The sequence below is a fragment of the Marinobacter mangrovi genome, assembly GCF_016798325.1.
In the GTDB taxonomy this organism is placed as follows: Bacteria; Pseudomonadota; Gammaproteobacteria; order Pseudomonadales; family Oleiphilaceae; genus Marinobacter_A; species Marinobacter_A mangrovi.
Map to the genome: position 1 here is coordinate 341,354 of NZ_JAERVO010000005.1, position 23,920 is coordinate 365,273.

Sequence of the window (23,920 nt, forward strand, 5' to 3'; positions counted from 1 at the left end):
CTCCAACAACGATGGCAATCCAGTATGATGGTGGAGCATAACAGTTTTCTTAAACAGCCTCCGCGGTGTCGGGAGGTTGTTCGGGACGTGTTTCAAAAAGGATATTGTCGATGACCACCGAATTACCCGCCAATGCCGCCATCGCCTTCCAGGGCCACCGGGGCGCCTATTCCCACCTGGCTTGCCAGAAGGTGTTTCCGGACCAGCCCGTGCAGCCCTGTACGAGTTTTGTGGACGCGATGCGGGCGGTGGAGAACGGCATGGCGGCGCGGGCCATGATTCCGCTGGAGAATTCCACCGCCGGCCGGGTGGAGGAAATCTACCGCCTGATTCCGGAGATGAAGCTGCACCTGGTGGGCGAGCATTTCGAGCCGGTCAATCACTGTCTGATGGCGCTGCCCGGTACCCGCATCGAGGATCTGAAGACGGTCTCATCGCACCCGCAGGCGTTGGCGCAATGCACCCATCACATTGAAAACCTGGGACTGCAGGCCGAGGCCATGCTGGACACCGCCGGCGCGGCCCTCTCGGTCAGCAATGGTGGGGACCGCAGCCGGGCGGCGATCGCCTCAAGCCTGGCGGCCGAACTCTACGGCCTGGACATTCTCGACAACCAGTTCCAGGACGTCCTCGGCAATACGACGCGGTTCATTATCCTGTCCGGCGAAGAGGTGCGCCCCGCCTTCGATCCGAAGAAGGCCTACATCACCTCCCTCATTTTCCGGGTGCGCAACATTCCCGCCGCGCTCTACAAGGCTCTGGGCGGCTTCGCCACCAACGGTGTGAACATGGTGAAGCTGGAGAGCTACATCATCGGCACCAGCCTCAGCGCCAGCCAGTTCCATATGGACATCGAAGGCCATGTGGACCAGCGCCCGTTGCAGCTGGCTATTGAGGAGCTGGGCTTTTTCGCCGAGGACCTGCGTATCCTGGGCACCTACGAGGCCCACCCGTTCCGCGCCAGCCGCCAGTTCCGGGACTGACGATGGAACTGGGTGAACTGTTCTGGCTGTTCCTGTTCGGCTTTGTCGCCTGGTACTGGTGGCGCGCCAAGGCCATCAAGGACCAGGTGCTGCTGGCCGCCCGCCAGTACTGCAAGACCATGGACGTGGCGTTGCTGGACGATGCGGTCTACCTGCGCGGTCTCTGGTTCAAGCGGGATCCGGAAGGCCGCATTCGCGTCTGGCGGCGTTTCCTGTTCGAATTCACCGCCACCGGCGAGGAACGCTACACCGGTCGGGCGATTCTTCTCGGCAGCCGGATCGAGCACATGCAGCTGGACCCTCACCGCATGCCACCCGGTGACCTGCATTGACCTGTCGCCTTTAAACCTCCCCCAAATGGGCGATACAGCCCCCGCCCCCGATTCCCAATAATGGTCGCGCATCGATGACAGGACGCGGCGCCTTTTTGCCGCAACCACCACTCCCAGGAGCGTTCGGAGAAGGCATTCCCGCGCTTCGCAACAAAAACAATCGGAGTCAACCATGCGTAAACTCATCATTCCGTTGGTGGCGCTGTGCTGTGCCGCCGTTTCCACTCCCACCTTTGCCTGGTGGGGCTACACCAAGACCAAGTACCCCATCGTGCTCGTCCACGGCGTCACCGGTTTCAGCACCATCGGCGGCCTGATCAACTACTTCCACGATATTCCCTGGAACCTGGAGCGGGACGGCGCCAAGGTCTATACCGCCAGCGTGTCCTTCGTGAACTCCAGCGAACAGCGGGGTCAGCAGTTGGCCAACTACATCAACACGCTGGGCGAGGCCAAGTTCAACCTGATGGCCCACTCCCAGGGCGCACCAACCTCGCGGGTGACGGCTTCGCTGATCCCCAATCGGATTGCCTCCATCACCTCGATCGACGGGGTCAACAAGGGCTCCAAGGTGGCGGACGTGATCCGCGGCATCCTGCCTCCGGGCAGCACGGTTGAAGGCGGCGTCAACGCCATCGCCAATGCCCTGGGCGATCTGGTCAACGCCCTGTCGGATTCCGATAACCCGCAGGACGGCCTGGCCGCGCTGGAAACCCTGACCACGCCGGGCACAACAGCCCTGAACAATGCGCTGGGTTGGAAGGGCGTGAATCCGAACGGCTGCACCGGCACCAACGAGGACGTCTACATCAGCGGCCACAAGATCAAGTTCTTCTCCTGGACCGGCGATGCGGTCTACACCAACTGGTCGGACGTGTCTGATCCGTTCCTGGGCATCACCTCCGCCGCCTTCGGCAGTGAGCCGAATGACGGGCTGGTCGGCGTCTGCGCCACCATGATGGGCAACGTGATCGGCACCAGCTACGACATGAACCACGTGGATGCCATCAACCACCTGTTCGGCGCCCGCTCCGTCTGGACCGATCCGGTCGCCCTCTACCGCAGTCAGGCCAACCGTCTCAAGAACCGCGGCCTGTAATCCCGACCGGGGCGTCCGCGCGGCGCCCCGCATCCCCTGCCATACCGGAGAGCCCCATGCGTTCCTTGAGTCCGTCCACCCGAATCTGGCTGTCACTGGGTCTGGCCGGCGCCGTAGCCGCCTCGGTTTTCTGGCTGGCGCCCACGCCCGAGTCGTCCCCGACGCCAATAGCGAACACAGACCGTCCGCCAACGGCGACGCCCGCCAAGCCGCCTCAGCCGGTCAAAGAGCCCGGGGTGACCAACACCACCGCCGACGCCGACACACCGGACGCCGAGGTGATCGCCAGCACGCCACGGACGTGGGACGACGCCCCCCTGGCGCCGTCCCTGGCGGGCACCGAGATCGACGGCAGCCTACGCGCGGATGCGTCCGGGCACCTGATTGTCGATCTGCAGACCAAGGATTTCTTCGATTACATGCTCAGCGCCGTGGGTCAGGTGTCGCCGGAAGAGGCCCTGGACGCCATCACCGACATGGCACGCAGCAACCTGCCCCCGGAGGCGGCGCAGGAGGCCATTAACCTGCTGGGCCGCTACATCGACTACAAGCGCCAGGCTCTCGCCCTGTCGCAAACGCCGCTGGATCCGGCCCGCGCCAGCGATCCGGCCTACCAGCTGGACCAGCTGCGCAAGGCACTGGCCGATCTCAAGGCGCTGCGGCGCAACGTGCTCTCCCCCGAGACCGCCGACGCGTTCTACGGTCTGGAAGAAGCCTACGGCGAGTACACCCTGGCCAGCCTGGAAATCCAGCAGCGGGACGACCTGAGCCCCCAGGCCCAACAGACCCTGATCGAATGGCAGCGCCAGCAGCTCCCGGCGCCACTCCGGCACACGGAAAACCAGCTGGTGGCCGATACCCAACAGAGCCTGAATCGCCAGGAAGCCCTGAACAAAGCCAGCTCCCCGGCCGAGGCCGCCGAGCAGTTGCGGAGCCTGGGCATGGCTTCGGAACAGGCGCAGCAGGTGGAAACCTATTTGCAGGAGCGGGACCAGTTTGATAGCCAGTACGCGGCCTATCAGAAAGAGCGGGCGCAGTTGGAAGACGCCGGTCTGGCTCCGGCCGATAAGGCCAAACGGGAAGACGCCCTGCTGGCCGATTACTTCGATGACGAGCGCACGCGCACCTGGGCGCGGCTGCGCCAGCTCGATACGGCCTCACCCTGACGCACGGTTTGGCGGAAGTGTGCACCAGGCCCGGCAGCCAGGGCTGAATCGGCATAGACTGGCTCACCCATGCAGTCAGGACAGAACGCCGTGCAGGCCAGCGAATTTGAAGCCCAGCGCCGGGCCGGTCATCGGCGCCTGCGGTTCACTCCCGCCCTGGAAAAACTCTACCGCGACCAACGCCAGCATGCCCTGCCGGAACGGGCGCGGCCGGTGGCCATCAGCGCCGTTGCCCTGTTCCTGATCTACGCCGCACTGGATCCCTTCCTGCTGCCAAGTGAGCTGGCGCACCAGACCGTTGCCGTGCGCCTGCTGCTGTCGTGTCCGGTCATCCTGCTGATCTGGGGGCTGAGCTACGCGCCGGTCAGCGCCAAGCGCTTCGCCCGTTGGTACGCCGGCGCCTACATCTGGGGCGGGCTGAATGTCGTACTGATCATTGCCCTGGCCCGCCGCCAGGCGTTCCCCATGCCCTACGATGGCATCCTGCTGATGCTGATGTTCGGCTACTTCGTCATGGGTCTGCCGTTTCGCACCGCGTCCGTGGGATCGGCGCTGATCATCGGCAGCTACATCGGTGTGGAAGCGGCGTTCGACACGCCCATGCCGGATATCCTGATGAACGGCTTTTTCCTGCTTACTGCCAACCTGATCGGCATGGTCGGCGCCTGGCTGAGCGAATACCGCCAGCGCGCCCACTTCCTGGACCGCCACCTGCTGGAACTGTCCCGGGAACAGGCGGAAGCGGACAGTGCGGCCAAGACGCACCTGATCAGCGTCGCCAGCCACGACCTACGCCAGCCCCTGAATGTCATCAACCTCTTGCTGGACAATCTCAGTGCGACCGACTTATCGGCAGACCAACGGCCACTGGCGCGACAGCTCAGCCAGTCGGTCACGCACTTCAATGGCCTGCTGGGTTCGTTACTGGACATCTCCCGCATCCAGGAGAACATGATCCGGCCGGTGATGGCGCCCGTCCCGGTGGCTACGGTGATGCAACAGGCGCGGGACGCGTTGGACGCCGAAGCGGTGGAACAGGGCGTCAGCCTGGTGGTCGAGCACTGCAATCCGGCCCTGGCGGTCGAGGCCGATCCCCACCTGCTGCATCGGGTGCTGCAGAACCTGATCGGCAACGCCCTGCAGCACAGCGGCGCAGAAACCATCACCCTCGGCGTCGATGCCGGCGACCGTCAGCACCGCCTCTGGGTCCGCGACGATGGCCGCGGCATGCCCGAGCATGAGCAGACACGGATATTCGAAACCTTCTACCGCCGTGACACCGACAACCAGGCGCAACCGGGGCTGGGCCTGGGGCTGGCGATCACCCGGGAACTGACCGCCATGATGCGCGGCGAACACGGCGTGGTGTCCTGCGAAGGACTGGGCAGCACGTTCTGGGTCACCCTGCCGGCGGCGCAGGCCATTACCACCCAGCCCGCCGCGGCGATGCCCATCGAGCTGCCTGCGGGCGACCGCATCCTGCTGGTGGAGGACGATGACACCGCCCGCGAGGCGCTGCAGCAGATCCTGGAACGCTGGGGGTTTGCCGTACTCAGCGTCGCTACCGGCGCCCTCGCCCGACACCTGGCCCGGCAACAGGCCTTTGGCCTGGCCATCATCGACCTGCACCTGCCGGACATCGCCGGCGACGAGCTCTTCCGGGAACTGCTGGCTGCCAACGCGGTTGGTGGCGGCATCCTGATTACCGCCGATACCGGGCGCAAGCAGGCCTACGATCCGGCCCAGCGACTGTGGTTGATGCACAAACCCATCGTGCCGGCCCGTCTACGGGCTGCGCTGATCCGCATCCAGCACACCGAGGCGGTCTGAAATCAGCCCCAGGGAACGGGCCAGCGCCACGCATTCGGTCCGGTTATGGACGTCCAGTTGCTGGAAGACGGCTTTCACGTGGGTCTTGACCGTGTGTTCGGTGAGATCCAGCACCTGACAGATCCGCTTGTTGGGCAGGCCCTCGGCCAGCAGCGTCAGCACCTGCTGCTGGCGCGGCGTCAGCCCTGACGGAGACGCCGCCGGGGGCAGGCCCGCCGGAAACGCCGTCTCGCCGCGCGCAACCGCCCGGATCACCCGCACCAGTTGTCGCCGGCCGGCAGACTTGGGCAGGAAGCCCTGCACACCGGCCGCCTGTACCGCACGCACCGTGCCCTCGTCCTCGGCACTGGAAATCACAATGACCGGCGTCGGCAGCCCCGCGGACGCCAGGAACGGCAACAGCGCCAGCCCGCCTTCCCGCGGCAGGCGCAGGTCCAGCAGGATCAGGTCGATGCCCGGTGCGGCCGACAATTGTTGCTGGGCTTCGTTCAGGTTGCGGGCGTGATCGATGTGACCGGCCAGCCCTTCGCGCAGCAGCAGGTCGCCCAGGCCATTGGAGAACAGGGGATGGTCGTCCACGATCAGGATATGACCGACCGTGGGTTCGATGGACTGACGGATGCCAGTGTCGTCGCTGATCTGTGTCATGATGCTCGAGCAGGTCATTGTTATTGTTAGGGAGCCACATCATTGTGGATCGCTGAGATGATCCTTCACTCTCCGGCCAATCTACTATACGCGGCGACGCCCATTCGCGATGTGCGCCCGGTCGAAAATGTGAACCGCGTCAGGGACCGGTTAACAGGCTCTTAACCGACCATCCCTTGCCCTGGCGGCGCGCCATGGCTCATAGTTGGACAGCCTCCAAGACCCAGCGACACAGGAAGACAGCATGACTGAGCATGCCCCCATCAAGGGTTCCGATCTTTTCGTCCGCGCCCTGGAAAAAGAAGGCGTCGAATACATCTTCGGCGTTCCCGGCGAGGAAAACCTCGACCTGCTGGAATCGATCCGCACCTCCAGCATCCAGTTGATCCTCACACGACACGAGCAGGCTGCCGGCTTCATGGCCGCCACCTATGGCCGGCTCACGGGCAAGGTCGGGGTCAGCCTGTCGACGTTGGGTCCGGGGGCCACCAACCTGGTCACCGCGGCGGCCTATGCCCAACTGGGCGCCATGCCGATGCTGATGATTTCTGGCCAGAAGCCGATCAAGTCGTCCAAGCAGGGCCTGTTCCAGATCCTCGACATCGTTGACCTGATGCGCCCGCTAACCAAATACACGCGCCAGATCAGTAACGCCAACACCATTCCGGCCAAGCTGCGCGAAGCCGTGCGGCTGGCCACCGAAGAGCGCCCGGGGGCCGTGCACCTGGAGCTGCCGGAAGACATCGCCTCGGAAATGGCCGATGCCGACACCCACATCTTCACCCCCAGCGACGCCCGTCGGCCCACCGCCAGCGAGAAGAGCCTGCAGCAGGCTTGCGACCTGATCCGCGAGGCGAAACACCCGCTGATCATGATCGGCGCCGGCGCCAACCGGAAACGGATCTCCAAGGCACTGATCAACCTCGTGGAATCCACGGGCATTCCCTTTTTCACCACCCAGATGGGTAAGGGCGTGGTGGATGAACGCCACCCCCGTTACCTTGGCAACGCCGCGTTGTCGGACGGCGACTTCGTGCATTGCGCCATCGATCACGCGGACCTGGTGGTGAACGTCGGCCACGATGTGGTGGAGAAGCCCCCCTTCTTCATGCACCCGGGCGGCAAGAAGGTGATCCATGTGAACTTCAGCCCGGCAGACGTGGATCCGGTCTATTTCCCGCAGCACGAAGTGGTGGGCGACATCGCCAACAGCGTCGACTGGCTGGCCGAGAATTGCGGTCGCTGCGAACACCACGACTTCGAGGAATTCATGCGGGTGAAGGAATCAGTGGAGAAGCACCTGCGGGAGAAAACCGACAGCGACAGCTTCCCGGTCCTGCCCCAGCGGATTGTTGCGGATGTGCGCCGGGTGATGCCTGAGGACGGCATCATTGCGCTGGACAACGGCATGTACAAGATCTGGTTCGCCCGTAACTACAAGGCCTACGACAACAACACGGTGTTGCTGGACAACGCCCTCGCCTCCATGGGCGCCGGCCTGCCCAGCGCCATGGCGGCGGCCATGCTCTATCCCGACCAGAAGATCATGGCGATCTGCGGCGACGGCGGCTTCATGATGAACAGCCAGGAGCTGGAAACCGCGGTGCGGCTCAAGCTCAACCTGGTGATTTTAATCGTCAACGACAGCGCCTACGGCATGATCAAGTGGAAGCAGGGGCAGGACGGCTTCGCGAACTTCGGACTGGATTACGGCAACCCGGATTTCGTGCGATACGCCGAGTCCTACGGCGCCACCGGCCATCGCGTCCAGAGCGCGGCTGAACTGGCGCCCACCCTGGCCAAAGCCCTTGAAGCCGGCGGCATTCACCTGGTGGACGTGCCGGTGGATTACCGTGAAAACACCCGGGTTTTCGACGAGGAGCTGAAGCAGTTGACCTGCCACAACGGCAACTGAGACGGATTGCAGTCCAGACTTCGGCAATCACCTACTCGGGAGCGACTTAATCCCGGAAGGCGATTTCCTATACTGGGGTTGGGAACCGCCGAACAGGCACGACACGAGGTGCCTGTTCGGAGATTCCACCGGAATCACTCCCCAACATAGACCGGAGCCATGGACATACAAACCGACCACCGTTATGCCATCAACCTGAACGTACGCGGCATCCAGCCGTCCGCCACCCTGCGCATCAACGAGCTGAGCAACCAGCTCCGCCAGGAAGGGCGCGACATCATCAAACTCGGCCTGGGTCAGTCCCCCTTCCCCGTCCCCGAACGGGTCACCGAAGCCCTGCGCGAGCACGCCTTCGAGAAGGACTACCTGCCGGTGAAAGGGCTCAAGGCCCTGCGTCAGTCCATCTCCGGCTACATCAACCGCAGCCAGAACATGCGATCGACCTGGGAAGACGTCCTGATCGGCCCGGGCTCCAAGGAACTGCTGTTCATCCTGCAACTGGCCTACTACGGTGACCTGCTGATCCCGCGCCCCAGCTGGGTGTCCTATGCACCGCAGGCCCGCATCATCGGTCGCTCGGTCCACTGGCTGCCGACCCATGCGGAGAACAACTGGCAACTGACCGCCGAGGAACTGGACATCATCTGCCGCGACGACCCGACCCGGCCGCGCATCCTGATCCTCAACTACCCGTCCAACCCGACCGGCTGTACCTACACCGACGATCAGCTGCTGGCCATTGCCAACGTGGCCCGCAAGTACAACCTGATCCTGCTGTCGGATGAGATCTACGGCGAGGTGCACTTCGAAGGACAACACAAGTCCATCGCCCGCTACTACCCGGAAGGGACCATCATCAGCACCGGTCTGAGCAAGTGGGCGGGCGCGGGCGGCTGGCGTGTGGGGTGTTTTATCTTCCCGGAAGAACTGCGCCCGCTGCAGGACGCCATGGCGATCATCGCCAGCGAGACTTACACGGCCACCAGCGCGCCCATCCAGCACGCGGCAGTCACCGCCTTCGATGGCGGCGAGGACATCGACCTCTACCTGCACAATTCCCGGCGCGTACTCAAGGTGATTGGCGAGTACCTGCACCGCCGGCTGGAGGCCATGAGCATCTGGTGCCAAAGGCCCCAGGGCGGGTTTTACCTGTTCCCGGACTTCGTGGACTACCAGGAGGCGCTGGCCCGCCACGACATCAAGACCAGCCCGGCCCTGTGTACAGCCATTCTGGAAGACACCGGCATCGCCATCCTGCCCGCCAGCGACTTCGGCTTCGTACCGGACAAGCTCAGTGCGCGCCTGGCCTTTGTCGACTTCGACGGCGGCGAAGCTCTGGCCCTGGCCGCCAGCGACTACGCCGACACGCCCCTGGACGACGCCTTCGTCGATCAGGCCTGCCCGCGCCTGAAGCTGGCCATGGACAAGCTGGAGAAATGGCTGGAGGCCCTCTGACTCAGCGCCGGGCCCGGGGAGACTCGGGTCCGGTTCCGCATTGTCACCTTCCCGACAAACAGGCATCCTGAGGCTTCCCATCCGCCGCTATGCAAAAGGACAGCCCGTGTCCCTGACTGAAATTGCCGATTTTGCCGAACAGATTGCCCGTGAAGCGGGCGAATTGATCGTCCGTGAGCGCGAGGAAAACCGCCTGCGAACCGACTACAAGGCGCAAACCGAACTGGTCACCCACGCCGACGTGATGGCGGATGAGCTGATTGCGAAGGCCATCCGCACGCGCTTTCCCGACCATCGCATCCTGTCCGAGGAAGCGTCCCCGGATAAGAGCCAGGCGGAAAACCTGGACACGCCGCTGTGGATTGTCGATCCCATCGACGGCACGGTGAACTACGCCTATGGCCATCCCCAGGTGGCCGTGTCCATTGCCTTTGCCGATCAGGGAGCGGTGCAGATGGGTCTGGTCCACGCGCCGTTTGCCGGCGAGACCTTCCGGGCTGTGCTGGGTCAGGGGGCCACCCTGAACGGCGAGGCCATCCACAACAGCGAAGCCGACACCCCGCGCGAGGCCCTGTTCGCCACCGGCTTCCCTTATGGCAAGGACGAACTGGCACCGCTGATCCGGCGGCTGGACGTGATGCTCCATCACTGCCGCGACCTGCGACGCATTGGCTCGGCGGCACTGGATATCTGCTGGGTGGCTGCAGGACGCCTGGACGCCTACTACGAGACCGTCAGCCCGTGGGATTTTGCGGCAGCGCGGGTGATTGCGCTGGAGGCCGGAGCCCGTTGCGGGCATTTCTCGCCGGTGCCGGCGGGTTACCCCGAGGATCTCTGGCCGAAGGATCTGTTGATCTGCGCGCCGGCCCTGTTCGACCGGCTGCAGGATTTACTCGGCAACGCCTGACGCCTCGTCGTCATGAACGGCGGCCGAGTGAGCCCGGTGCACGGCCCGCTGGTCCTCATAGATGGGTTCCAGCAGATTGTCGAGCTCGCCACTCTCGCGCATCGCCTGGAGCTGGGTGTTGAACTGCGCCATCAGCTCGTCGCCCCGGCCGGTCTTGCGGCTGAACAGCAGGTGCAACGACTTGCGATGCAACGGGTGCGGGTCGTGCGTGATCGATCCCCATTGGTCCTTGGGCAGGACGGCACGGATCATGCCGTAACCGACCGCCCGGTCCTGCGGGTAGAGATCGATCCGGCCATGGGCGAGCAGCCGCACATTGCCGGCATCCTCGGCAATCCGTTTGACGGTAATCTCCCCCGCCTTTTCGGCCCGCTCGAACGGCTGGCCATAAAAATACCCCAGGGTGGCGCCAATGGTGTAGCCCTGCAGGTCCGCCATGCTGTCCCAGTCGAATTGGTCCCCGCGCCGATAGAAAAACACCTGTTCGCCATCGACGATGGGCAGACTGCAGAGGTACTTGCGGGCCCGCGCGTCGGAACAGTAATAGGGCATCATGGCGTCCTGTTCGCCGGTGGCGACGAACTGGGCGTTGCGGGTCCAGGGATAGACGTTGAATTTGACGTCATAACCAGCCCGGGCGAAGGCCAGCTTGATGATGTGGCCCATGGGACCAAAGTCCGGCAGCGACGCGTCGACATAGGGTTGCCAGTCGCCGGTCGCGATCTCGACAACGGGATGCTCCGCAGGATCAGTGTCCGCGAAGCATTGGGATAGGGGGAAGAGCACGGCGGCCAGAAACGCCAGCCCGCCGGAACACACCAATCTGTATTGAGACATCCTGATTCATCGCCTGGTTCAGACCATCACGCGATTTCACCGGTACCGGTCCTGCCGGTAACTGCTTCCGGGTCCTCAGGGCTGGCTGCCTCGTTGAAACGGCAACCGTCCCTCCACCACGCCTGGAAGTCGGGGCGTTTCCCGCCCCAATCTTGTTATTATGAAACCGCTATCTTACGGAGTGTAATGCGATTCTTGGCCAATGCCTGAGAGGCAGCGCAAAACACGGGCAAAGCGTAGCGGTTGAAGACCCTATTCTGCTGTGCGCCAGATCCCTAACGCAAGCGCTTCCCAGAATTCATCGAAATGCGCATCCGGACGATGCTGGAAGGAGGATCGGGTAAACCGCTGGATACGGCCCTCGATCAACGTCGTGTACCATTCCGCCGTGCGCGCGGAGCTGGTGGCCGGGCGCAGGCCCTGGCGGATTTCCCCTTCCTTGATGACCTGCCGGGCCTGGGTTTCCAGGCGTTCGAAGAACTGGGACACCCGATGCCGCAGGCCGGGATCCTCGCCCACCAGGGCGTCGCCGGTCAGCACCCGGCACAGCCCGGGGTTGCGCTGGGCGAACACCAGCACCAGTTGGGCCAGCTTACGCAGCCGGCTGCGGGCGTCCTCTTCCTCCCGCAGGATGAGCTGGCAGCGGGTAAACACCGTTTCCTCCACAAACTCGATCAGGCCCTCGAACATTTTCCGCTTGCTGGGAAAATGCCGGTACAGGGCGGCTTCGGTCACGCCCACGGAACGCGCCAGCGCCGCCGTGGTTATCCGTGCATCGGGGGCAGTCTCCAGCATTTCTGCCAGAGTCTGCAGGATCCGCTCGCGGCGGCTCGGTGTTTTGTCAGTCATTCGGTAATTCCAGCTCCGAAAGATGGTTTCTCCGGACCGGCTCACCGTATGCCAGCCTGCCCGGGTCTTTCCGGGGACCAGCGCTGCCCCCACGTGACCGCCTTATCGCGGTTCTGTTTTCTTTGATCGGGAGCCTTTATCGCTCCTCTTTTTCGGTCGATGTGTCCTAGAAAAACGTTCCGTCGATGGGCGACGAGGCACTGGCGTAGGCACGCCGAGGCATGCGACCCGCCAGCCAGGCTTCGCGACCGGACTCGATCGCCAACTTCATGGCCCGGGCCATGCGAATCGGGTCACCGGCCTGGGCGATGGCGGTGTTCATCAGCACGCCGTCACAGCCCAACTCCATCGCAATGGTCGCATCCGACGCGGTGCCCACGCCGGCATCCACCAGGATCGGCACGTCGGCGTTCTCGACGATCATGCGGATGTTGTAGCGGTTCTGGATGCCCAGCCCGGAGCCGATCGGCGCGCCCAGCGGCATGACCGCAACGCAGCCCATTTCTTCCAGGCGTTTGGCCAGCAGCGGATCGTCGCTGGTGTACACCATCACCTCAAACCCGTCGTTGATCAGGGTTTCGGCCGCCTCCAGCGTCGCCGGCATGTTGGGGTACAGGGTTTTCTCTTCCCCGAGCACTTCCAGTTTTACCAGATTGTGGCCGTCCAGCAGTTCACGGGCCAGACGACAGGTGCGCACCGCATCCTTGGCGGTGAAGCAGCCGGCGGTATTGGGCAGGATGGTATAGCGATCCGGCGAAACCACATCCAACAGGTTGGGCTCGTCCGGGTTCTGGCCGATGTTGGTCCGGCGTACGGCCACGGTGACGATCTCCGCACCGCTGGCCTCGATGGCCCGGCCGGTTTCTTCCAGATCCTGGTATTTGCCGGTCCCCACCAGCAAGCGGGACTGGTAGGTGCGTCCGGCGACAATCAGTGGTTTGTCCTGTTTTGGCTCGGTCATAACGTGGTCCTGACTGCAGCGGGACGACGCCCCGCTGGATTGGGTCAAACAATAGAAGGATTGGATAAACAGCGCGTGAAACCCGGTGCGCGATACACCGCGGCCCCGTCCGGAACGGCGGTTACGCCATCAGCCGCCGCCGATGGCGTGAACCACCTCGACCCGGTCACCGGCCTGCAACCGATGTTCGCCGTGGCGACTGCGCGGCACGATGTCTTCGTTGACTTCCACCGCCAGGCGCCGTCCACCCAGTCCCAGTTGTTCGATCAGGGTGGCGACGGTTGCGGTGTCCGTCAGTTCGCGGGATTCACCGTTCAGTTGAATCAGCACGATCTTCATTCTCCGGATGACGTTTGACGGCTGCGATCACCAGACAGATCCAGCCGATCATGAAACACAGCCCTCCCACGGGCGTGACAGGCCCCAGTGCCTTCAGTTCCAGCAGCACCAGGCCGTACAGACTGCCGCTGAACAGCAGGATGCCAGCAATGAAAAAGCCGGCGGCCGCCTTCAGCCAACGGTGCGCCAGCCCCAGCCCACTCAGGACGGCAACCGCCAGCAGCGCCAGGGCATGATACATCTGATAGGTCACGCCGGTCTGGAAGACCTCCAGGCCTCGCGGGGAAACCATCTGGCGCAGACCATGAGCCCCGAAGGCGCCGGCCATGACGCCGGTCAGCGCAAACAGGGCTCCCACCAGCAGGATCCAGCGGGTCACGCCGCGCTCAGCAGTCACAGTGCACGCGCTCCCCGCTGTCCAGGTCCATCAGGGTCAGCTTGCCACCCCAGACGCAGCCGGTGTCCAGCGCGATGTAACGATCGATCCCGGTGCGGCCCTCCAGCGACGCCCAATGGCCAAAGATGACCCGGGTCTGATCCTGACGGGGGAACTGGAACCAGGGCGCAAAGCCTTCAGGAGCATTGGTGGCGGAATCCTTGGTAATCAGGTCCAGCCGGCCATCTTCGGCGATAAAACGCATGCGGGTGAAATAGTTGGTGATCACCCGCCAGCGATCCATGCCGGTCAGCCCCGGTTGCCAACCGGCCGGTTCGTTGCCGTACATCTCGCGAAAATAGCCTTCAGCGTCGCCGCTCTGCAATACGGCTTCCAACTCCCGGCTGTAACCCAGGGCGTCATTCACCGACCAGATGTGCGGCAGGCCGGCATGGCTCATAAACAGGTCCCTGGCCGCATCATAAATCGCCAGGTTCTGTCGGCGTAGCCAGCCAATCAGGTAATTGACGTCCTCGGCATCGAGGATTTCCTGCAGCGTGTCCTTGCGCTTGATGGCGTGGCCGCCCAGGGCCACCGCCAGAAGGTGCAGATCGTGATTGCCCAGCACCACCCGGGCCGAGCTGCCCAGGCTTTCGATGAAACGCAGGGTCGCCAGCGACGACGGCCCGCGGTTGATCAGGTCTCCCGCCACCCACAGGCTATCCTGGGAGGGCGAGAAATCGACAATGTCGAGGACATCCTGCAGGCGGTCGTAACAACCCTGGATGTCACCTACGGCGTAATCGGTCATGGGACTCGAAATCCATTCATTACGGTGCGTTGCCTGAGCGGAACGACGGCGCCTTTAACCCGCGAGAAAATCGGCGATACGGACATATTCCTGCAGGGTCAGGTTCTCCGGACGCAGACCATCGTCAATATCCAGTGCGCGCAAGTCATCCGCGCTGACGAGGCTGCCCAGCGCCTTACGCAGGGTTTTGCGCCGCGCATTGAAAGCGGTTCGCACCACAGACTGTAGCAGGTTCAGGTCCTTCGCCGGAAACGGCAGCGTCTTATGAGGCACCAGACGAACGATGGCCGAATCCACCTTCGGCGCCGGTCGGAAGGCGCCCGGACCGACTTCGAAAAGCGGCTGCACCTGACAGAAATACTGGGCCATGATGCCCAGCCGGCCATAGTGCTTGTCGCCGGCCGTGGCCGCCAGACGCTGCACCACTTCCTTCTGCAGCATGAAGTGCATGTCCTGCACCACGCCCGCCTGCTCCAGCAGGTGGAAGATCAGCGGCGTGGAAATATTGTAGGGCAGGTTACCGACAATCCGCAGGGGCTTGTCCTGCGCCAGTTCGGCAAAATCGAAGCGCAGCGCGTCCGCTTCGTGGATGCGGAAGTCGGGGTAGTTGAAGAACTTGGTCCGCAGCACCGGGATCAGGTCGCGATCCAGTTCCACCACCTGCAGCGCCGGATTCACGGCCAGTAACTCTTCGGTCAGAGCGCCCAGGCCCGGGCCGATTTCCACCAGCACGTCGTCCGGCTGCGGATGGATCGCCCGCACGATGCGTTCGATCACGCCCGGGTCGTGCAGGAAGTTCTGGCCAAAGCGTTTACGGGCCTGGTGGCCAGCGGATTTAGACATGAGCGGCATCCCGGCGACAACGCGCCATCTTGATTGCGGTGATTATGGCGGTGTGCAGGCTGCCGGCGTCAGCCGTACCTTTGCCGGCGAGATCCAGGGCGGTGCCGTGATCGACGGACGTGCGCACGATGGGCAGCCCCAGCGTCACGTTCACGGCATTGCCGAAGCCCTTGAACTTGAGCACCGGCAGGCCCTGATCGTGGTACATGGCGAGCACGGCATCCGCGTCATCCAGCCAGTGCGGCGTGAACAGGGTGTCGGCGGGCAGCGGGCCGATCAGGTGAAGGCCTTCACCGCGCAACTGATCCAGCGTCGGCTCGATCACCTCGATTTCCTCCCGGCCCAGATGCCCCCCCTCACCCGCGTGGGGATTCAGTCCGGACACCAGGATGCGGGGCTCGACCACCCCGAAGAAGGTTTTCAGGTCGTGATCGAGAATGCGCGTGACCTGGGTCAGGCGTTCAGGAGTAATCGCCGCGGAAACGTCTTTCAGGGGTAAGTGGGTGGTTACCAGCGCGACCCGCAGACCGTCGGTCGCGAGCATCATCACCACCCGCTCGACACCACAGAGATCCTGCAAGAATTCCGTATGGCCGCTGAACGCAATGCCGGCGTCGTTGATCACGCCCTTGTGGACCGGCGCGGTGACCATGCCGTCAAAAGTGCCGTCCAGACAGCCGCGTGCCGCGGTTTCCAGGGTCGCCAGGACGTAGCGGCTGTTGGCCGCATCGAGCTGGCCGGCTTCGCGGGTCTGCAGGCCCGGGACGGTGAGAACGGACAACCGGCCAGCGGTCGTTTCCGCCGCATCGCCCGGCTGCCAGTCCCGAAGTGCCACATCCAGACCCAGTGTGACGGCCCGGGACTCGAGCAACTCCCGATCAGCCACCACGACGATCCCCGCCTCCCGCGTTTCCTGCGCCAGCTGCAGGCAGAGGTCGGGACCGATGCCCGCCGGTTCACCGGCGGTCAGGGCCAGGGTCAGCGGCTGGGTCATGATGCGTCAGCGCTCTCCTGCGGATTGCCGGGCGTGTCACCGCCTTTTCCCTTGGCCTGGGCGTTGTCGTCGTCCTGGCCCTTGATGTCCACGTAGGCTTCTTCGCGGATTTCACGCAGCCAGTTCTGCAACTCGACTTCGTACTTGCGGCGGTAGAGCACCTGGCGGGCTTCGTTTTCTTTGAGCTTGTCACCAATGTCTTTCTGGCGGCGATCCTGAACCTGCAGGATATGCCAGCCGAAGCGGGACCGGAATGGCCCTTTCAGTTCGCCAACTTTCGCCTCTTTCATGGCCTGCTCGAACGCCGGCACCATCTCGCCCGGGCTGACCCAGCCCAGGTTGCCGCCGTCGGAACCGGAGACGCTGTCGTCGGAGTATTCCTTGGCCAGTGCCGCAAAGTCGGCGCCGTTCTTGAGCTTGTCGTAGATCTCGTTGATCAGGCTCTGGGCCTGGGCGTCGGTGCGCGCGTCGCTCGGACGAATCAGGATATGACGGACCTTGGACTGCTCCACCAGCTTGCCGTTGTCGCCGCCCCGTTTGTCCAGCACGGTCACGATGTGGAAGCCGCTGCCGCTGCGCAGTACCTGGGACGGCTGACCCACTTCAAGCTCGGGCACCACGTCGACCACCAGGGACGGCAACTGGTTTTCGGTGCGCCAGCCCAGCACACCGCCGTCCAGCGCGTTGGAGCCGTCGGACTCTGCCACGGCCACCTGTTTGAAATCGGTACCGTTGGCGATTTCCTGGCGCAGCTTCTCGGCCTTGGCCTGGGCGGCGTCCACTTCGTCGGCATTGTTGAAGTCGTCGACGGCCACCAGGATGTTGCCCAGCAGGTATTCCTCACCGCTCTTTTCGCGGCCGGCCTGGGCCTGGAGGAAGTTATCCACTTCCCGCTTGGTAACCCGCACCCGGCTGTCGACCCGGCGCTGCTGCACCCGGCTGATCAGCATTTCGCGGCGGATCTGCTCGCGGGCCTCACGGTAGGTGAGTCCTTCGCTGGCCAGGGCGTCCTCGAACTGTTCGAGCGTGTAGCCGTTGCGTTTGGCGATGCTCTGCATGGTGTCGTTCAGCTCGTTGTCGCTGATCCGCATCCCCATCTTGTCCGCCATCTGCAGCTGGATGGAGTCCTGGATCAGTTGGTCCAGCACTCGTTTCTCCAGCACGCTCTGGGGCGGCAGGCTGGTGCCCTGGGCGTTGAGCCGGGCCTTGACCGTGCGCACCCGGCTGTCCAGTTCGGACTGCAGGATCACACTGTCATCGACGATGGCGATGACACTGTCCAGCGGCTTGCGTTCAGCCAGTGCGTTCTGGGCGGTCACCGCCAGCATCAGCAGGACCATGACACGTGCGCACAGGCGCAGGGATGCCTTCATATTCACCTCAGTTTTCAAATGGCGAACCGGTCCATTCGGACCGGCTCAGACTGATCTCAATAGGTTGAACCTTTCTGACCGAAGATCCGCTTCTCGCGCTCGCTGAATCCGTAGATCGCATCCGAGACACGGTCGCTGGACCCGCCACTGCCGCCCAGCCCTTTCAACTGGATCTGGAACAGGATGCGGTGGTCGAGTTCGCGGTCACTCGTCAGGTAGCTCTGGCTGACCAGTTGGAAGCTCCAGCAACAGGCGGTGTACTCGAAGCCGGCCAGGGAGCCGGCGGTGCGGTCCGATTCGGCGTCATACAGCCAGCGGCCGATCAGACTGATGTTGTCTGTGACAGGAAAAACCGCGCCGATATCCATCTGTTCGAAATCATCGCGATCGTAGGTGTGACCGAGGGTCGCCAGATAACGGTAGTCCGCCGAGTGATAAACCAGTTGGCTGCGGCCCTCTTCGGTGCGCCGCTCGCGGGGATCCCACAGGCCGGACACGCGCAGGTCGAGGTTTTCGGTCGGCCGCACCACGGCTTCACCCGCCAGGGGCGAATCGCTGCGGGTATCGGCGCCCTGCCCGTCCAGGCTCACCCGCCGGTCGTCGTAGTAATAGACCTGGCCGATGCTGAAACGGGCCCGTTCCAGACCGGTGTTCAGGTCATTGAACCGGGTCGTCACCGCCGCGGTCAGACGATTGTTGTCGGCGATCCGGTCGCCGCCACTGAAACGGTTGGGCGAGAACAGCGAGTCGAAACTGAAATCCTTCAGGCCGGAATCGAAGTCCGGAATGTCGCTCTGGTCTTCGTATTTGGAGTAAACGTAGTACAGCCGCGGCTCGAGAGTCTGGTTGTAGGGAATGTCGAACAGCGTGTCGCGGCGATCGAAATAAAGCCCGTTGTCCCACTCGTAGATGGGGATGGATCGGCTGATCTGGTTGTCGTCACGCAGGTCGTAGTCTTCCAGCTGATACTCGGTGAAATCCAGCGTCACGGACGGTCGCGAGTAACCCCAGACCTCACGGAAATCCAGAGCCAGTTCCGGCGCCACCCGCAGGCGATGCCCGTTGGTCCTGTCGATGCCGGTCAGGTTGTCGTTGTCCCGGTAGAAATAGGTGTACTGGGATTCCACCGCGGCCTGGGCCACGCCCCATTCGTAGTCCGCGCCGTATATGACTTCGGGCAACTGGGCATAGGGCTTCTGGGCGTCGCTGATGCTGTCCTTGATGGTCTGGTAGCCGTAGACGTAGCTTTCGAAATACTGGTGCGGGCTGTTGTAGCGAACACCGGCCCGGCGGGTCAGGTGCGTGGCCTCGTTGATATCCAGCGAACGGTTGAGGTCGCTCAGGTAGTCATTGTCGGAGACCACCGAGTAATCCGCGTAGCCGTTCCAGCCAGAGCCGAAGCGGGCACGACTGGTGAAATCCAGTCCCCAGCGTTCACCACCTTCCCCCGGATTTTCATCCTTGAAATACTGGTCGTTGTTGATATAGCCGAGCTGCAGGACCGATTCGCCATACTGGCTGAGGTAACGACCTTCGGCTTCGGTAAACAGCCCGCGGCCGTTGATGTATTGCGGCGTCAGCGTGGCGTCGTAGTTGGGCGCCAGGTTCAGGTAATACGGCACCGACAGGAACATGCCGCTGCCGGTGTTGGACGTACCGAAGGTCGGGTACAGGAAACCGGTCTTGCGGCGATCGTCGATCGGGAAGGTGATGTAGGGCCAGTAGAAGACGGGAATGTCCTCCACTTCCAGTCGCACGTGGGTCGCCGTGCCGAAGCCTTCGGCCCGGTCCAGCTCGATGTCCGAGGCCACGATCGCCCAGGCGTTGCTCTCCGGCGAACAGGTGGTCAGCCGGCCGTCCTGGATATCAACGATGTTTTCCGAAGGCCGCGACAGGAAGCCTGCGCTGCCGCGCATTTCCGCCTGGTGAATCAGGAAGGTCGCGGAATTGACCTGCAGTTCACCGCTGTTGGCATCGTAGCGGGCGTTGTCACCGGTCAGCAGGAAGCCCTGCCCGCGGCTTACCATCGGGCCGTTCAGCCTCATCTCGCCGGTGGTCTGGTTGTATTGCGCGCGGCTGCCGCTGGCCGAAAAGGTGCCCTGGCGCAGCTTGACGTCGCCCTCCAGGGTCATCTGGGAGTCCATTTCATAGCGGGCGTTGAGGCCGCTGGCTTCGATGGGCAGGTCGGTGTTGCTGGTACCGGCACCGAATAACGGCGAGCTGTCGTCGCCAAAGTCCGGCTGCACGTAGGCGCCGCTGCAGGACGGCGGCAGGGTGGCCAGTCGGGACTCGGGCAGTTCGCTGCGGGGGCGCCAGTCAATTTCGGCGGCGCTCTGGGCGGATGCCTGGGCGGATGTCAGCAAGGCGGCGATGCCAATCCACAGCGGGCCACTGCTATTGCGTAGGTGCGATTTGGAAGAACGGTGCAATGGCACGATAATCGGATCCCGTACTGTCTTGAAGGCCGCCGGTAGTTTACACGCCCGGGCCACCCTTGTTAACGACGCAAGCGGCAACGGGCCGGCAAACGGAGGCACGGCCCTTTTGCCGCCAACCCGGCCTTCTGATATTTTCCGGGAATTGAGTCCATCGCCCTGTGACGGGCCTTTCCCAATCGACAAGACGACTTTCATGGACAGCAGACTCACCGCTTTGACCGACTGGGTGCGCCAGCAGCCCGGCTTCCGCCAGGCCCACCCTGAGACCGTTTCCGGCGACGCCAGTTTCCGTCGCTATTTCCGGGTGACCGGCCAGCCCGACGCCGACGCACCGCGTCCGTTCATTGTCATGGACGCGCCACCGGGCAAGGAAGGCGTGGCCCCCTTCGTGGCCATCGCCCGCCAGTGGCATGCCGAAGGCATCCATGTGCCGGCCATTCATGCCGAGGACCGGGAGCAGGGTTTCCTGCTGCTGGAGGACTTCGGCGACGAGCTGCTGCTGGACCACCTGAACGACGACAATGTGGATCACCTGTACGGCCTGGCCCTGAAGGCCCTGAGCCACATCCAGGCCACAGCCGACCCGGTGGACTACCCGTTGCCGCCCTACGACGCCGCCCTGCTTGACCGGGAAATGGCGCTGTTCCGCGACTGGCTGCTGGTTCAACACCTGGGATTGGAGCTGACCGACCAGGAACACTGTCTGCTGGAGACCACCTTCGCGCTCCTGAAAGAAGCCGCCCTGGCGCAACCGGAAGTGCCGGTGCACCGCGATTACCATTCCCGCAACCTGCTGGTGCTGGGTGACAACGTGGATCTGGGCGTCATCGATTTTCAGGATGCGGTACGCGGCCCGGTGACCTATGACCTCGTGTCGCTGGTCAAGGATTGTTATATCCACTGGCCAGAAGAAAACATTGCCCGCTGGATTGAGGATTTCCGGCTGCTGACCCGCGATGCCGGTCTGCACCAGGCCGACCGGGAGACCTTCCGCCAGTGGGTGGAACTGATGGGCATGCAGCGCCATCTGAAGGCGTCCGGCATTTTTGCCCGACTGGCCATCCGCGACGGCAAGCGACGCTATCTCGAGGATATTCCGCGAACCGTCAATTACCTGCTGGAAGCCAGCGACCGGCAACCGGCCCTGCGCCATTTTTACGAGTGGTTGGCAAACCGGGTGATCCCGCTCCTCGAGAAGCAGGCGGCCTGACCGTGAAAGCCATGATACTCGCCGCCGGCAAGGGCGAGCGGATGCGGCCGCTGACGCTGGAGACGCCCAAGCCCCTGCTGCAGGCCGGCGGCAAGGCCCTGATCGAGCACCAGATCGAGAAACTGGCGAAGGCCGGCTATCACGACGTGGTCATCAATCCGTCCTGGCTGGGTGACCAATTGCAGGCGGCACTTGGTGACGGCCATGGATACGGCGTGCGGATTCACTACTCGCCGGAACCGGAGCCCCTGGAAACCGCCGGCGGCATCCGCCAGGCGCTCCCCCACCTCACCGGCGACAGCGACTGGTTCCTGGTGGTCAACGGCGACATCTGGTGCGACTTCGATCTCGCCAGCCTGCAACCATCCAACGGCGACCAGGCCGTGCTGGTACTGACCGACAACCCACCCCAGCATCCCGACGGCGACTTTCATTTGAGTGACTCTGGACGCGTCTTCGACAACGGCTGCCCGCGCCTGACCTTCAGCGGCATCAGCCTGCTCCATCGCAGTCTGTTCGAAACGCTGGAACCGGGCTATCGCAAGCTGGCCCCACTGTTACGGGAGGCCATGGCGCAAGGCCGGGTCGCAGGCGTCCATCACCGCGGCGACTGGCAGGACATCGGGACTCCGGAACGACTGGCGAGCCTGGACCGGCAACTGCGAGAGAACGGAGATTCCCCGTCGTGAGCGCCTCATCCGCCCCAACGGGCCTGTCCGGTCGCCTGGAACGAAGCTTCAACACGCTGTTCAGCGTCCTCAGCGCAAGCAATCATGAGGCGACCACGTTGCTGGAGCGCACCTCTCTGCCCGGCTGGGCACGGAAGCACCTGTTTTTCTTCCTGGGATACGTGGCCAAAGCCGACGGCCGGGTGAGCGAGCAGGACATCCGCTTTGCCGAAAGCCTGATGCGTGCCTTGAAGCTATCCCCCGCGCAGCGCCGACGTGCGATCCGGGAATTCCAGCGGGGCAAGGACGTGAGCGAGCTGCCCGGCTCGCGAGGGCTGCGCATGCGTCTGCAGAACAGCCTCAATCCGGAGCCGGCGCTGGTGATCCTGTTCTGCCTGGGCCATGCGACCCAGCTTCAGGGCGCGCCCAGCAAGCAGCGGCGCTATCGCTGTGAGGATGCCGTCGATCGTACCGGTCTGCCGGTGGATGCCATGGACATCGTGCTGGACAGTTACGCCCGCCATAACCGTCGGGCGCGCCCCGAACTCCGGCCGGCGCCGTCTTCCTACGATGAGGCCTGCAAGCTCTTGGGCGTCCAGGCCCGAACCAGCCTGAAAGACATGAAGCGCGCCTACCGCCGGCTGGTTTCGGAGTGCCACCCCGACAAACTGGGCACCGGCCTGAGCGACGCCGAGTACGCCCAGGCCAAGGAGCGCCTGCTGCGCTACCAGCAGGCCTGGGAAATCATCAAGAAGCGGGAACGGGCTCGCGGTTGACCGCGTTATTCCGCATCCGGCTCAAGCGTCTGTTTCAGCCAACTGCTGACCCGACCGGCCACCAGACCGGCATCGTCCCGGCCCGGATGACGATCGATCGAGACCCGTTGCTGCTGATAGCCCTGAAAGCCACCCCGATGGATCACCGCTTTCTGGTCGTGCATGGGCTCGGTATTCACGAGACTCGAGCGTAGGTCCAGCACACGCAACTGGCCGGCATCCGCCTTTGCCACCGAGTCCAGATCCGACGACTGCAGCACGGGTGTCACCCAGGCCAGCATCTGCGGCTCGCCGCTGCCGGCGCCAGCGCCGCGAAGGGCCTGACCGACCATTTCCCGCGCACCACGGCCCACACCCAACAGCACCACCCGCTGATACCCCATACCCCGCAGGTGGCTGACCGCCGCATTGATCTGGGCGCTGATTTTATCCTGATAGTCCTTGCGGATCTGATCGAGATCCGTGCTCGACAGCACATCGATGATCGAGCCCGAGCCTCCGGCGCCGGGTTTTGCCTTGTCCTCGGCCTTGTCCTGGGCATCGGCTGCGCCGCTGTCTGCAGGTTTTTCCGGAGACGGCACCGCCTGACTCGCGAGGCCATTTTCATGGCGCGCCTGCACCAGCGGATACGGCGGCGCCACCAGGCCCAGGGTCATGGTGGCCCAACCGTCCTGGGCCAGGGGATCCCGCAGGGCGCCAGCGAGAGCGGCATCGGCACTCTGCCCTTCATCCGCCAGGATCAGGATGGCCCCCATCGCCGGCGTCTGCTGCTCCTGTTCCAGCAACCCGACCACCCGGCCATTGGCGCCCGCATCCAGCCAGACGGTTTTCTCAGGCCGCATATCGGCGAGGGCCTGATAGTCCTGGCCGGTAGAGATGAAGGGGCGCTCCTTGGAGGGTTGGGCGTCGACTGCTTTGGCGGCCGTGCCATCCGCCGGTGTGTCTGTTGCCTTGGTGGAACTGCCCGAGTCCTGAGCCAGGGCCAGACCGGCTGCCGCCCATAACAGAACCAGACTGACCCAGCGCGCTTTGCGGATACTCCTAAGCACAATCACCCCTCTAATAGTTCGGTTCAAGCTGATAGACTACCAGTCCCTTTTCGCTCGCATT

Annotated in this window: 23 protein-coding genes; 11 read left to right on the plus strand and 12 right to left on the minus strand. The window is 63.6% G+C overall.

Annotated elements, in window-relative coordinates:
- Nucleotides 1-110: 110 nt before the first annotated feature.
- The 5 genes from JL474_RS16505 to JL474_RS16525 all read left to right on the plus strand — a co-directional run bounded on the left by JL474_RS16505 (nucleotide 111) and on the right by JL474_RS16525 (nucleotide 5,410).
- Nucleotides 111-983 carry a prephenate dehydratase gene (locus JL474_RS16505; RefSeq protein ID WP_203142940.1) on the plus strand — a complete coding sequence of 291 codons (873 nt, stop codon included), beginning with the start codon at nucleotides 111-113 and terminating at the stop codon, nucleotides 981-983.
- A 2-nt stretch (nucleotides 984-985) separates the two neighbouring features.
- Complete coding sequence (locus tag JL474_RS16510; RefSeq protein ID WP_123636360.1) at nucleotides 986-1,315, plus strand: DUF3301 domain-containing protein; 330 nt, start codon at nucleotides 986-988, stop codon at nucleotides 1,313-1,315.
- A gap of 172 nt (nucleotides 1,316-1,487) precedes the next feature.
- Complete coding sequence (locus tag JL474_RS16515) at nucleotides 1,488-2,414, plus strand: esterase/lipase family protein (RefSeq protein ID WP_123636359.1); 927 nt, start codon at nucleotides 1,488-1,490, stop codon at nucleotides 2,412-2,414.
- A 56-nt stretch (nucleotides 2,415-2,470) separates the two neighbouring features.
- Nucleotides 2,471-3,580, plus strand: coding sequence for a lipase secretion chaperone (locus JL474_RS16520; protein WP_203142941.1), 1,110 nt, complete (start codon nucleotides 2,471-2,473; stop codon nucleotides 3,578-3,580).
- Between the two features lie 69 nt (nucleotides 3,581-3,649).
- On the plus strand, nucleotides 3,650-5,410 hold the full coding sequence (locus JL474_RS16525) for a hybrid sensor histidine kinase/response regulator (RefSeq protein ID WP_203142942.1): 1,761 nt from the start codon (nucleotides 3,650-3,652) through the stop codon (nucleotides 5,408-5,410).
- Here JL474_RS16525 and JL474_RS16530 read toward each other — a convergent pair.
- Nucleotides 5,366-6,058, minus strand: coding sequence for a response regulator (locus tag JL474_RS16530; RefSeq protein WP_203142943.1), 693 nt, complete (start codon nucleotides 6,056-6,058; stop codon nucleotides 5,366-5,368). The genes JL474_RS16525 and JL474_RS16530 overlap by 45 nt on opposite strands.
- A 244-nt stretch (nucleotides 6,059-6,302) precedes the next feature.
- Between JL474_RS16530 and JL474_RS16535 the strand changes: the two genes are divergently transcribed.
- The 3 genes from JL474_RS16535 to JL474_RS16545 all read left to right on the plus strand — a co-directional run bounded on the left by JL474_RS16535 (nucleotide 6,303) and on the right by JL474_RS16545 (nucleotide 10,335).
- Nucleotides 6,303-7,973 (plus strand): acetolactate synthase large subunit, encoded by a 1,671-nt coding sequence (locus tag JL474_RS16535; RefSeq protein ID WP_203142944.1) that lies wholly within the window; start codon nucleotides 6,303-6,305, stop codon nucleotides 7,971-7,973.
- Between the two features lie 159 nt (nucleotides 7,974-8,132).
- Entirely contained in the window at nucleotides 8,133-9,428 is a 1,296-nt protein-coding gene (locus JL474_RS16540; protein ID WP_123636354.1) for a pyridoxal phosphate-dependent aminotransferase, read from the plus strand.
- Between the two features lie 106 nt (nucleotides 9,429-9,534).
- Nucleotides 9,535-10,335, plus strand: a complete 801-nt coding sequence (locus tag JL474_RS16545) for an inositol monophosphatase family protein (protein WP_328797836.1) — start codon at nucleotides 9,535-9,537, stop codon at nucleotides 10,333-10,335.
- On the opposite strand, the gene JL474_RS16550 is transcribed toward JL474_RS16545, so the two are convergent.
- The 10 genes from JL474_RS16550 to JL474_RS16595 all read right to left on the minus strand — a co-directional run bounded on the left by JL474_RS16550 (nucleotide 10,318) and on the right by JL474_RS16595 (nucleotide 20,153).
- The gene (locus JL474_RS16550; RefSeq protein ID WP_203142945.1) at nucleotides 10,318-11,172 is read right to left on the minus strand and encodes a substrate-binding periplasmic protein; all 855 of its coding nucleotides are present in this window, start codon (nucleotides 11,170-11,172) and stop codon (nucleotides 10,318-10,320) included. The genes JL474_RS16545 and JL474_RS16550 overlap by 18 nt on opposite strands.
- A gap of 252 nt (nucleotides 11,173-11,424) precedes the next feature.
- Nucleotides 11,425-12,021 carry a nucleoid occlusion factor SlmA gene (gene slmA, locus JL474_RS16555; RefSeq protein WP_203142946.1) on the minus strand — a complete coding sequence of 199 codons (597 nt, stop codon included), beginning with the start codon at nucleotides 12,019-12,021 and terminating at the stop codon, nucleotides 11,425-11,427.
- 166 nt (nucleotides 12,022-12,187) lie between these two features.
- Complete coding sequence (locus JL474_RS16560; protein WP_123636350.1) at nucleotides 12,188-12,982, minus strand: thiazole synthase; 795 nt, start codon at nucleotides 12,980-12,982, stop codon at nucleotides 12,188-12,190.
- A 129-nt stretch (nucleotides 12,983-13,111) separates the two neighbouring features.
- Nucleotides 13,112-13,321, minus strand: a complete 210-nt coding sequence (gene thiS / locus JL474_RS16565) for a sulfur carrier protein ThiS (RefSeq protein ID WP_236012308.1) — start codon at nucleotides 13,319-13,321, stop codon at nucleotides 13,112-13,114.
- On the minus strand, nucleotides 13,290-13,700 hold the full coding sequence (locus JL474_RS16570) for a DUF423 domain-containing protein (RefSeq protein ID WP_328797838.1): 411 nt from the start codon (nucleotides 13,698-13,700) through the stop codon (nucleotides 13,290-13,292). The genes thiS and JL474_RS16570 overlap by 32 nt, the downstream gene beginning before the upstream one ends.
- A 7-nt stretch (nucleotides 13,701-13,707) precedes the next feature.
- Nucleotides 13,708-14,508 carry a symmetrical bis(5'-nucleosyl)-tetraphosphatase gene (locus tag JL474_RS16575; RefSeq protein WP_123636348.1) on the minus strand — a complete coding sequence of 267 codons (801 nt, stop codon included), beginning with the start codon at nucleotides 14,506-14,508 and terminating at the stop codon, nucleotides 13,708-13,710.
- A 54-nt stretch (nucleotides 14,509-14,562) separates the two neighbouring features.
- Nucleotides 14,563-15,351: a 16S rRNA (adenine(1518)-N(6)/adenine(1519)-N(6))-dimethyltransferase RsmA gene (gene rsmA, locus JL474_RS16580; protein ID WP_123636347.1), complete on the minus strand. Its 789-nt coding sequence runs from the start codon at nucleotides 15,349-15,351 to the stop codon at nucleotides 14,563-14,565.
- The gene (pdxA, locus tag JL474_RS16585; protein ID WP_203142947.1) at nucleotides 15,344-16,345 is read right to left on the minus strand and encodes a 4-hydroxythreonine-4-phosphate dehydrogenase PdxA; all 1,002 of its coding nucleotides are present in this window, start codon (nucleotides 16,343-16,345) and stop codon (nucleotides 15,344-15,346) included. The genes rsmA and pdxA overlap by 8 nt, the downstream gene beginning before the upstream one ends.
- Nucleotides 16,342-17,718: a peptidylprolyl isomerase gene (locus tag JL474_RS16590; protein ID WP_123636345.1), complete on the minus strand. Its 1,377-nt coding sequence runs from the start codon at nucleotides 17,716-17,718 to the stop codon at nucleotides 16,342-16,344. The genes pdxA and JL474_RS16590 overlap by 4 nt, the downstream gene beginning before the upstream one ends.
- 56 nt (nucleotides 17,719-17,774) lie before the next feature.
- Nucleotides 17,775-20,153: an LPS-assembly protein LptD gene (locus tag JL474_RS16595; protein WP_407944065.1), complete on the minus strand. Its 2,379-nt coding sequence runs from the start codon at nucleotides 20,151-20,153 to the stop codon at nucleotides 17,775-17,777.
- A 196-nt stretch (nucleotides 20,154-20,349) separates the two neighbouring features.
- Here JL474_RS16595 and JL474_RS16600 point away from each other — a divergent pair, with 196 nt between their 5' ends.
- Genes JL474_RS16600 through JL474_RS16610 form a run of 3 tightly spaced genes read left to right on the plus strand, consistent with a single transcriptional unit; the run spans nucleotide 20,350 to nucleotide 22,810 of the window.
- Nucleotides 20,350-21,366, plus strand: a complete 1,017-nt coding sequence (locus tag JL474_RS16600; RefSeq protein WP_203142949.1) for an aminoglycoside phosphotransferase family protein — start codon at nucleotides 20,350-20,352, stop codon at nucleotides 21,364-21,366.
- Nucleotides 21,367-21,368: 2 nt separating this feature from the next.
- Entirely contained in the window at nucleotides 21,369-22,055 is a 687-nt protein-coding gene (gene murU / locus JL474_RS16605) for an N-acetylmuramate alpha-1-phosphate uridylyltransferase MurU (RefSeq protein WP_203142950.1), read from the plus strand.
- Nucleotides 22,052-22,810, plus strand: coding sequence for a DnaJ domain-containing protein (locus tag JL474_RS16610; RefSeq protein ID WP_203142951.1), 759 nt, complete (start codon nucleotides 22,052-22,054; stop codon nucleotides 22,808-22,810). The genes murU and JL474_RS16610 overlap by 4 nt, the downstream gene beginning before the upstream one ends.
- A gap of 5 nt (nucleotides 22,811-22,815) precedes the next feature.
- Here the strand turns inward: JL474_RS16610 and JL474_RS16615 are convergent, their stop codons facing one another.
- Complete coding sequence (locus tag JL474_RS16615) at nucleotides 22,816-23,859, minus strand: DUF3530 family protein (protein WP_203142952.1); 1,044 nt, start codon at nucleotides 23,857-23,859, stop codon at nucleotides 22,816-22,818.
- Between the last annotated feature and the right edge of the window lie 61 nt (nucleotides 23,860-23,920).

Coding starts and splice junctions, on each gene's coding strand:
- JL474_RS16560 (WP_123636350.1), bottom strand. CDS start 12,982: ATGACCGAGCCAAAACAGGACAAACCACTGATTGTCGCCGGACGCACC.
- JL474_RS16505 (WP_203142940.1), top strand. CDS start 111: ATGACCACCGAATTACCCGCCAATGCCGCCATCGCCTTCCAGGGCCAC.
- JL474_RS16510 (WP_123636360.1), top strand. CDS start 986: ATGGAACTGGGTGAACTGTTCTGGCTGTTCCTGTTCGGCTTTGTCGCC.
- JL474_RS16535 (WP_203142944.1), top strand. CDS start 6,303: ATGACTGAGCATGCCCCCATCAAGGGTTCCGATCTTTTCGTCCGCGCC.
- JL474_RS16590 (WP_123636345.1), bottom strand. CDS start 17,718: ATGAAGGCATCCCTGCGCCTGTGCGCACGTGTCATGGTCCTGCTGATG.
- thiS (WP_236012308.1), bottom strand. CDS start 13,321: ATGAAGATCGTGCTGATTCAACTGAACGGTGAATCCCGCGAACTGACG.
- pdxA (WP_203142947.1), bottom strand. CDS start 16,345: ATGACCCAGCCGCTGACCCTGGCCCTGACCGCCGGTGAACCGGCGGGC.
- rsmA (WP_123636347.1), bottom strand. CDS start 15,351: ATGTCTAAATCCGCTGGCCACCAGGCCCGTAAACGCTTTGGCCAGAAC.
- JL474_RS16530 (WP_203142943.1), bottom strand. CDS start 6,058: ATGACACAGATCAGCGACGACACTGGCATCCGTCAGTCCATCGAACCC.
- slmA (WP_203142946.1), bottom strand. CDS start 12,021: ATGACTGACAAAACACCGAGCCGCCGCGAGCGGATCCTGCAGACTCTG.
- JL474_RS16575 (WP_123636348.1), bottom strand. CDS start 14,508: ATGACCGATTACGCCGTAGGTGACATCCAGGGTTGTTACGACCGCCTG.
- JL474_RS16540 (WP_123636354.1), top strand. CDS start 8,133: ATGGACATACAAACCGACCACCGTTATGCCATCAACCTGAACGTACGC.
- JL474_RS16515 (WP_123636359.1), top strand. CDS start 1,488: ATGCGTAAACTCATCATTCCGTTGGTGGCGCTGTGCTGTGCCGCCGTT.
- JL474_RS16600 (WP_203142949.1), top strand. CDS start 20,350: ATGGACAGCAGACTCACCGCTTTGACCGACTGGGTGCGCCAGCAGCCC.
- JL474_RS16520 (WP_203142941.1), top strand. CDS start 2,471: ATGCGTTCCTTGAGTCCGTCCACCCGAATCTGGCTGTCACTGGGTCTG.
- JL474_RS16550 (WP_203142945.1), bottom strand. CDS start 11,172: ATGTCTCAATACAGATTGGTGTGTTCCGGCGGGCTGGCGTTTCTGGCC.
- JL474_RS16525 (WP_203142942.1), top strand. CDS start 3,650: ATGCAGTCAGGACAGAACGCCGTGCAGGCCAGCGAATTTGAAGCCCAG.